Here is a 7,914-nt window from a genome sequence, read left to right as displayed (position 1 = left end):
ACAACATCGGCTAAACCATGACAGCCACCCCCAGGGTCCCCGGGTCCGCTGATCTTACGAAGGACCAGCTCAAACCCACATGAAGAAAGGTATGGAAGCGCATGACACACGAAGAGCCCGGGGCGTCGGCGGACCGCGCCGACCCGGAACTCCAGCGGCACTTCGACGCCACCATCGCGCGCGACCAGCGCGTCGAGCCGCGTGACTGGATGCCCGACGGCTACCGCGGGACGCTGATCCGGCAGATCGCGCAGCACGCGCACTCGGAGATCATCGGCATGCAGCCGGAGGGGGAGTGGATCACCAGGGCGCCGTCGCTGCGCCGGAAGGCGATCCTGTTCGCGAAGGTCCAGGACGAGGCCGGCCACGGCCTGTACCTGTACTCGGCGGCCGAGACCCTGGGGGCGGACCGCGCCGACCTCACCGAGCGGCTGATCGAGGGGCGCCAGAAGTACTCGTCGATCTTCAACTACCCGACGCCGACGTTCGCCGACGTCGGGGTGATCGGCTGGTTCGTGGACGGGGCGGCGATCTGCAACCAGGTGCCGCTGTGCCGCAGTTCGTACGGGCCCTACGCGCGGGCGATGGTGCGGGTCTGCAAGGAGGAGTCGTTCCACCAACGCCAGGGCTACGAGCTGCTGTTGACCATGATGCGCGGCACCGGGGCGCAGCGGGCGATGGTCCAGGACGCGGTGGACCGCTGGTGGTGGCCGTCGTTGATGATGTTCGGCCCGCCGGACGGCGACTCGCCCAACTCGGCGGCCTCCATGGCCTGGAAGATCAAGCGGCACAGCAACGACGAGCTGCGGCAGCGCTTCGTCGACATGACCGTGCCGCAGGCGGAGCGGCTCGGCGTGACGCTGCCCGACCCCGAGCTGCGGTGGAACGAGGAGCGTGGTCACCACGACTTCGGCACCCCCGACTGGGCCGAGCTGACCCGCGTCATCAGGGGCGAGGGGCCGTGCAACGCGCAGCGGATGGCACGCCGCCGCGCCGCCCACGAGGACGGCGCCTGGGTGCGGGAGGCGGCCACGGCGCACGCGGCGAAGCGGCGGGCGCGGGCGGCCGGCGAGGGAGCGGCGGCATGAGCGACACCGAGCCGACGCGGGCGGAGTGGCCGCTGTACGAGGTGTTCGTGCGCGGCAAGCGCGGCCTCAACCACGTGCACGTCGGCTCCCTGCACGCCGCGGACGACCGGATGGCCCTCACCCACGCCCGGGACCTCTACACCCGGCGCAACGAGGGGGTGAGCATCTGGGTGGTGCGCTCCGAGCACATCGCGGCCTCCACCCGGGACGAGAAGGACCCGTTCTTCGCGCCCAGCGCCGACAAGGTGTACCGCCACCCCACCTTCTACGACATCCCCGACGACGTCCCGCACATATAGGAGCGGTTGGGCATGAGCGACGACCACGTGTACCTGTCCCTCGCCGAGGAACACGAAGAGGGCGACGCCAGATGGGCGTTCGGCACCGGCTTCGAGGACCCGCTGCACGGCGTGGACACCACCGTGCCCGCCGGCGTGGACGGGGCGGAGCTCGCCGCGCGCTGTCTCGCGCTCGGCGACGACGCCCTGGTCTCGGCGCAGCGGCTCGGTGAGTGGACCACCCGCGCGCCGGAGTTGGAGGAGGAGATGGCGCTGGCCAACATCGGCCTCGACCTCCTGGGCCAGGCCCGGCTGCTGTACACCCGCTGCGGCCAGGCCGACGGGACGGGGCGCGGCGAGGACGCCTACGCCTACCTCCGCGACCCCGGCGAGTTCCGCAACGTGCGACTCGCCGAACTGCCCAACGGGGACTTCGCGTTCAGCGTCGTGCGGCTGCTGGTGCTCGCCAGTTGGCGGCTGGCGTACTTCGAGCGGCTGACGGCGGACCCGGATCCGGTGCTCGCCGCGATCGCCGCCAAGGGCGTCAAGGAGCTCGCGTACCACCGCCAGTGGGCCGCCGAGTGGGTGGTGCGCCTCGGCGACGGCACCGAGGAGTCGCACGCCCGCACCCGGGCGGCGCTCGACCGGACAGCCCCGTATCTGGGGGAGTTGTTCACCGCGTACGACGTCCGTGCCGACGTCCTGGCGGTCCTCGGCCAGGTGACGGACGCGGCCGGACTGCGCCTGCCCGCCTCGCCGACGCCGCTGCCAGGCCACGGCCGGGACGGCGGCCACACCGAGCATCTCGCCCCGCTGCTCGCCGAGTTGCAGTCACTGGCCAGGGCCCACCCGGGGGCGACATGGTGAGCGGCGAACTGGCGGCCCGGCGCGCCCGCGGGATCGCGGAGCGGGTCCCCGACCCCGAACTGCCCATGCTCACGCTGGCCGACCTGGGGGTGCTGCGCGACGTGGAGATCACCCCGGAAGGCACGGTCGTCGCGAGCCTCACCCCCACCTACTCCGGCTGCCCGGCCATGGCCGAGATGCGCGCCGCGGTGGCCGCCAGGCTGACGGCCGCCGGCTACCCCCGGGTGGCGGTCCGCACGGTCCTCGACCCGCCGTGGACCACCGACTGGATCACGCCCGCCGGGCGCCGCAAGCTCGCCGAGCACGGCATCGCCCCGCCGGGCCCGGCCCCACGCCCCGCCGCCGGCCCCGTGCCGCTGCTGCTGTCCCCGACCCGGCGCGAGGTGGCGTGCCCGCGCTGCGGCTCGGCGGACACCGAGGAGACCTCCCGGTTCGGCGCCACCTCCTGCCGGGCGCTGTGGCGCTGCCGCGCCTGCCGCGAGCCGTTCGAGTACGTCAAGGAGATCTGATGCAGCACCCACGGCGCCGCGCCGCCTTCCACGCCCTGCGGGTGGCCGAGGTGCGGCGCCTCTGCCGGGACGCGGCCACCGTCGCCTTCGAGGTCCCGGACGCGCTGGCCGACGCGTTCGCCTTCGCCCCCGGCCAGTCGCTCACCCTGCGCCGCGAGATCGACGGGCGGGACGAGCGACGCTCCTACTCCATCTGCGCCCCGGCCGGCACCCGGCCCCGCATCGGCGTCCGGGAGGTGCCTGGCGGCCTGTTCTCCTCCTGGCTGGTCCACCGGGTGGCGCCGGGAGACGTGATCGACGTGATGGCGCCGACCGGCGCCTTCACCCCCGACCTCGGGACGCCTGGCCACCACGTGCTGATCGCCGCCGGCTCCGGGATCACCCCGATGCTGTCCATCGCCGAGTCCGTCCTCGCCGCCGACGACCGCTCCCGGGTCACCCTCCTCTACGGCAACCGCCGCACCGACTCGGTGATGTTCGCCGACGAACTCGCCGACCTCAAGGACCTCCACCCCACCCGCTTCCACCTCGCCCACGTCCTCTCCCGCGAGCCCCGCGAGGCCGAACTGTTCAGCGGCCGCCTGGACGCCGACCGGCTCGCCGCGCTCGTCGAGAACCTGATCGACGTCGCCCACGCCGACCACTGGTGGCTGTGCGGCCCGCATGGCATGGTCACCGACGCCCGACGCGTCCTGGCCACCATCGGCGTCCCGGGCGACCGGATCCACCGGGAGCTCTTCCACGCCGACGACGCCCCGGCGCGGGAGATACGCCACCGGGACCCCACCGCCGAAGGCCCGGTCAGCCAGGTCACCATCACCCTCGACGGCCGCTCCACCACCGCACCGCTGCCGCGCGGCGGCACCATCCTGGACGGCGCCCAACGTGCACGCGCCGACCTGCCGTTCGCCTGCAAGGGCGGCGTCTGCGGCACCTGCCGCGCCCTCGTCACCCGGGGCGAGGCCGACATGCGCCGCAACTACGCGCTGGAACCCGCCGAGGTCGACGCCGGCTACGTCCTCACCTGCCAGAGCTTCCCCGTCTCCGAGACCCTGACCGTCGACTACGACAGCTGAGGGACGCCGGGAACCCGGGGTCGGCAAGGGCTGACCGGCCGGCCGGTGTCACGGACGGGGCGGGACGGGGAAGTTGCCGCGGAGCACGCGGTCCGGGTCGTGGCGGTGCTTGATGCCCCGCAGCCGGTCGAGCGTGGCCGGGGTGAGGGCGTCGGCGAGCGTCTCGGTGGGGCCGAGGAAGGTGACGGGCTTGCGGCCGGTCACGGGAAGCGCCTCGGCCAGGGCGCGTTGCCTGGCGGTGACGGCCTCGGCCGTGGCGGGATCGGTGGGGATGCCGAACAGGTAGAGCGCGTAGGGCTCGGTCAGCGGGCCGTGCGGGCTGTCGGACGGGCGGGTGAACGCGCCGCCGAGGTGGCGGAGTTGGACGCTCAGCAGCGGCGCGATCGGCTCGGCGAGCAGCGCCTTGGCCGCGACGTCGTCCAGCTCGGTGAGGAGTTCGGCGCGCGAGATGCCGGGGCCGGGGTCCGTGGGCTCGGCGGTGATGGAGCCGAGTTCGGCGACCGACATGGCCCGCCGGGAGTCGGACAGGGGGCGGGGCAGGCGGTCGAGCGGGGCCAGCAGTTCGGTGGCCTCCTCCGCCGTGCCGAGATGGGTCGCGTCGACGGCGACCATCGGCTCTCCGCCGGGGAAGTGCAGGAGGTCGAACCAGACGGTCAGCTCCTCGGGCGCGGTCGCGGTGATCCTCCGGTAGGCGTCGAGCACCGCGGGGGCGTGCTCGGCGGCCCACAGCATCCGGCCGCCGAACAGCAGCGGCGCGGGGTGCAGGGCCAGTTCGAGGGCGGTGACGACGGCGAAGTCGCCGCCACCGCCGCGCAGGGCCCAGAACAGGTCGGGGTCGGTGGCGGCGGTGACGTGCCGCTGCCGGCCCCGCGCGTCGACGACGTCGAGGGCGGTGACGCCGTCGGCCACCCAGCCGTGCCTGCGGCCGAACCAGCTCAGCCCGCCGCCCAGGGCGACGCCGGTGACGCTGACCACGGGTGAGCTGCCCGGCAGGCCGGTCAGGCCGTGCGCCGCGGCGGCGGCCTGCAGGCGTCCCGAGGGCACGCCGGCGCCGACGCGGGCGCGGGCGGTCGCCGGGTCGATCGTCACGGAGTCGAGTCGCCTGGTGCGCAGCAGGATGGTGCCGTCCGTGCGGCCGGTGGCGCCGTGTCCGTTCGGCTGGGTGGCGACGGCGAGTCCGGCCGAGCGCGCGAACCGGACCAGGGCGGCGACGTCGTCGGCGTCGGTGGCTTCGACCACCGCCGCCACCGGCTGTTCGACCGCCAGGTTCCAGGGGCGGCGGGCGGCGTCGAAGCCGGGGTCGCCGGGCAGCAGGACCTGGCCGCGGACGGCGGAGCGCAGGGTGCCGAGGGCGTTCCTGGTGTTCCGGGTGTGCTGGGCGTGCGGGGCGTGCGGGGCGTTCATGGGGTGGGTTCCTTCTCAGCGGGTGTGGTGGGCCCGGCGGGCCAACGGCAGGGCGAGCGCGGCGAGCGCGGCGCCGATCCACAGGACGCTCGTGGTGGCGAGGGACTCGACGGCCAGGCCGCCGAGGAGCGCGCCGAGCGCGATGGACAGGTTGAAGGTGGAGACGAAGAGCGAGGAGGCGGCCTCGCCGGTGTCGGGGGCGGCGGCGAGGGTCCAGGTCTGGAAGCTGACCGGCACCGCGCCGTAGCCCAGGCCCCACAGGACGAGGACGGCGCCCGCGGTGATCCCGGGGTTCCCTGAGTTCCCGACCAGCGCGAGCAGCGCCATCGCCAGCGCGAGGACCACGGAGATGCCCGCCACGGTCTCCCGCAGCCGCCTCGCGACGAGCGCCCCGGCGAGGAAGTTGCCGCAGATGCCCGCGACGCCGAAGGCCAGCAGGAGCGCGCCGATCACGCCGCCTTCGACCCCGTCGTCCTGGAGGATCGGCCGGACGAACGTGTAGGCCAGGAAGTGGCCGGTGATGACGAGGAAGGTGAGGGCGAGCCCGGCCCGCACGCCCGCGTTGCCGCGGAAGACCCTCGGCAGGTCGCCGAGGGCGAGCGTCCGCGCCGGCGGCACTCTCGGCATCAGCAGCACCATCAGGGTGAGCGAGACCAGGCCGAGGACGCCGACGGCGGCGAACGCGGTGCGCCAGCCGCTGAGGTCGCCGATGAACGTGCCGGTGGGGACGCCGAGTACGGACGCGGTCTCCACGCCGCCGAAGACGACGGCGGTGGCCCGGGGCACGTGCCGCTCGGGAACAAGACGCAGGGCGATGCCGCCGGCCACCGACCAGAAGCCACCGACGCTGACCCCGATCAGGAAGCGGGCGGCGAGCACCACCGCGAAGTCGGTCGCGAGGGCGGCGGCCAGGTTGGCGGCGCCCATCAGGCCGATCAGGACGGCCAGCACCAGGCGGCGGTCGACGCGGCCGGTGGCCACGGTGACCAGGGGCGCGGTGACGGCGGCCACCAGCCCCGGCACGGTCACCATCAGGCCCGCGGTGCCCTCGGACACGCCGAGTTCGGAGCCGACCGGAGTGAGCAGCCCGACGGGCAGCAGCTCCGAGGTCATCAGCGAGAAGATGCCGAGGGCCACCGCCAGGACGGCGAGCCAGCCCCGGACGGGGGAGCGGTCGCCCACGGCGGCCGGTGGGGTGTCGACGGTGGTCATGCCACGAAACTACGAGCGGAATCGGCCCACGGTAGGGTGCATTTCCATGGCGGAATCCTGGGTCAATTCCCCGGAGGGCGGCCAGGCCGCCGGCGCCGACCTCCACCTGGAGCTCAGCGGCCGGGGAAGCCTGCGCGCCCAGCTGATGGGCGCCCTGCGGGAGGCCATCGGCTCCGGCCGGCTCGCCCCCGGCACCCGGCTGCCCCCCTACCGCGGCCTCGCCCAGGACCTGGGCATCGCCCGCAACACCGTCGCCGGCGCCTACGCCGAACTCGTCGAGGAGGGCTGGCTCCACGCCCGCCAGGGTTCGGGCACCCGGGTCGCGCGGCGCACCGCGCCGCTCCCCGCGGACCAGGCCGGCCGCCGCAGGCGCCAGGACCGCCGGCGGGTCGTCCACGACCTGATGCCGAGCACCCCGGACGCGGCGACCTTCCCCCGCGCCGCCTGGCTCGCCTCCGCCCGCCGGGCCCTGACCGCGGCCCCCAACGAGGCGTTCGGCGTGGGCGATCCGCGCGGCCGGGTCGAGCTGCGCGGCGCGCTCGTGGAGTACCTGGCCAGGGCCAGGGGGGTGCGCACCGAGCCCGACCGGATCGTGATCTGCTCCGGCTTCGCCCACGCCCTGCGGCTGCTCGGCCGGGTGCTGAGGGGGCCGGTCGCGGTGGAGTCCTACGGCCTCGACTTCCACCGGAGCCTGCTGCACGAGGCGGGCCTGCGCACCGTCCCGCTCGCGGTCGACTCCCGGGGCGCCAGGGTCGACGAACTACCCGCCGGCGGCGCGCGGTCCGCCCTGCTCACCCCCGCCCACCAGTTCCCCACCGGCGGGCCGCTCCACCCGGAGCGCCGGGCGGCGGTGGTCGACTGGGCCAGGTCGCACGGCGGGCTGCTGGTGGAGGACGACTACGACGGCGAGTTCCGCTACGACCGGGAGCCGGTCGGCGCGGTGCAGGGGCTCGACCCCGACCGGGTGGTGTACGTCGGCTCGACCAGCAAGAGCCTGTCCCCCGCGCTCCGGCTCGGCTGGCTGGTGTTGCCCGGCTGGCTGGTCGACGAGGTGCTCGCCGTCAAGGGCCCGCGGGAGCTGTGGTCCGGCGTCGTCGACCAGCTCACCCTCGCCGACTTCGTCGCCGGCGGCTCGTACGACCGGCACCTGCGCCGCATGCGGCGGCACTACCGGCGCCGCCGCGACCAGTTGGCGACCACGCTCGCCGAACGCGCTCCGCACATCAGGGTCAGCGGCGTCGCGGCCGGGCTGCACGCCGTGCTCGAACTGCCGGACGGCACCGAGGACGCCGCGCTGCGCGCCGCCCGCCGGCAGGGCCTCGCCATCGAGGGGCTGCGCCCCTACCGCCACCAGGACAGCCGGATGCCGGCCCGCGACGGCCTCGTCATCGGCTACACCACCCCGCCCGACCACGCCTTCGCCGCGGCCCTTGACGCCCTCTGCCTGGCGCTGCCGGCGCCGCCGAAGCGCGAGCGGTGA

General features: G+C 74.8%; 8 protein-coding genes. 6 read left to right on the top strand and 2 right to left on the bottom strand.

The annotated features are described in order from the left end of the window. The first annotated feature begins 101 nt into the window (after positions 1 to 101). The 5 genes from paaA to paaE are packed head-to-tail and all read left to right on the top strand — an operon-like array spanning position 102 to position 3,818. Positions 102 to 1,088 (top strand): 1,2-phenylacetyl-CoA epoxidase subunit PaaA, encoded by a 987-nt coding sequence (gene paaA, locus ACYVPE_RS09215; protein WP_461032961.1) that lies wholly within the window; start codon positions 102 to 104, stop codon positions 1,086 to 1,088. After that, positions 1,085 to 1,387 (top strand): 1,2-phenylacetyl-CoA epoxidase subunit PaaB, encoded by a 303-nt coding sequence (paaB, locus tag ACYVPE_RS09210; protein WP_461032960.1) that lies wholly within the window; start codon positions 1,085 to 1,087, stop codon positions 1,385 to 1,387. Before paaA ends, paaB begins: the two co-directional genes overlap by 4 nt. 12 nt (positions 1,388 to 1,399) lie before the next feature. Further along, positions 1,400 to 2,233: a 1,2-phenylacetyl-CoA epoxidase subunit PaaC gene (paaC, locus tag ACYVPE_RS09205; RefSeq protein WP_461032959.1), complete on the top strand. Its 834-nt coding sequence runs from the start codon at positions 1,400 to 1,402 to the stop codon at positions 2,231 to 2,233. Beyond that, positions 2,227 to 2,742: a 1,2-phenylacetyl-CoA epoxidase subunit PaaD gene (gene paaD, locus ACYVPE_RS09200; protein ID WP_461032958.1), complete on the top strand. Its 516-nt coding sequence runs from the start codon at positions 2,227 to 2,229 to the stop codon at positions 2,740 to 2,742. The genes paaC and paaD overlap by 7 nt, the downstream gene beginning before the upstream one ends. Further along, entirely contained in the window at positions 2,742 to 3,818 is a 1,077-nt protein-coding gene (gene paaE / locus ACYVPE_RS09195) for a 1,2-phenylacetyl-CoA epoxidase subunit PaaE (RefSeq protein ID WP_461032957.1), read from the top strand. The genes paaD and paaE overlap by 1 nt, the downstream gene beginning before the upstream one ends. Before the next feature lie 48 nt (positions 3,819 to 3,866). Here paaE and ACYVPE_RS09190 read toward each other — a convergent pair whose 3' ends face one another. Together ACYVPE_RS09190 and ACYVPE_RS09185 are read right to left on the bottom strand one after the other, a co-directional pair. Continuing rightward, a complete protein-coding gene (locus ACYVPE_RS09190) occupies positions 3,867 to 5,222 on the bottom strand; it encodes an FAD-binding oxidoreductase (protein WP_461032956.1) in 1,356 nt (451 codons plus the stop codon). A gap of 15 nt (positions 5,223 to 5,237) precedes the next feature. After that, positions 5,238 to 6,434, bottom strand: a complete 1,197-nt coding sequence (locus tag ACYVPE_RS09185) for an MFS transporter (RefSeq protein ID WP_461032955.1) — start codon at positions 6,432 to 6,434, stop codon at positions 5,238 to 5,240. A 46-nt stretch (positions 6,435 to 6,480) separates the two neighbouring features. On the opposite strand from ACYVPE_RS09185, the gene pdxR reads away from it, so the two are divergent. Continuing rightward, positions 6,481 to 7,914, top strand: a complete 1,434-nt coding sequence (gene pdxR / locus ACYVPE_RS09180) for a MocR-like pyridoxine biosynthesis transcription factor PdxR (protein WP_461032954.1) — start codon at positions 6,481 to 6,483, stop codon at positions 7,912 to 7,914.

It is taken from the genome of Streptomyces mayteni, assembly GCF_054783955.1.
Note: the sequence above shows the minus strand (reverse complement) of the source record. Positions and strands in the feature narration are given on the sequence as shown.

What these genes read in the sequence shown, in the direction of transcription:
- paaA (WP_461032961.1), top strand. Translation starts at nt 102, where the DNA reads ATGACACACGAAGAGCCCGGGGCGTCGGCGGACCGCGCCGACCCGGAA.
- paaB (WP_461032960.1), top strand. Translation starts at nt 1,085, where the DNA reads ATGAGCGACACCGAGCCGACGCGGGCGGAGTGGCCGCTGTACGAGGTG.
- paaC (WP_461032959.1), top strand. Translation starts at nt 1,400, where the DNA reads ATGAGCGACGACCACGTGTACCTGTCCCTCGCCGAGGAACACGAAGAG.
- paaD (WP_461032958.1), top strand. Translation starts at nt 2,227, where the DNA reads ATGGTGAGCGGCGAACTGGCGGCCCGGCGCGCCCGCGGGATCGCGGAG.
- paaE (WP_461032957.1), top strand. Translation starts at nt 2,742, where the DNA reads ATGCAGCACCCACGGCGCCGCGCCGCCTTCCACGCCCTGCGGGTGGCC.
- ACYVPE_RS09190 (WP_461032956.1), bottom strand. Translation starts at nt 5,222, where the DNA reads ATGAACGCCCCGCACGCCCCGCACGCCCAGCACACCCGGAACACCAGG.
- ACYVPE_RS09185 (WP_461032955.1), bottom strand. Translation starts at nt 6,434, where the DNA reads ATGACCACCGTCGACACCCCACCGGCCGCCGTGGGCGACCGCTCCCCC.
- pdxR (WP_461032954.1), top strand. Translation starts at nt 6,481, where the DNA reads ATGGCGGAATCCTGGGTCAATTCCCCGGAGGGCGGCCAGGCCGCCGGC.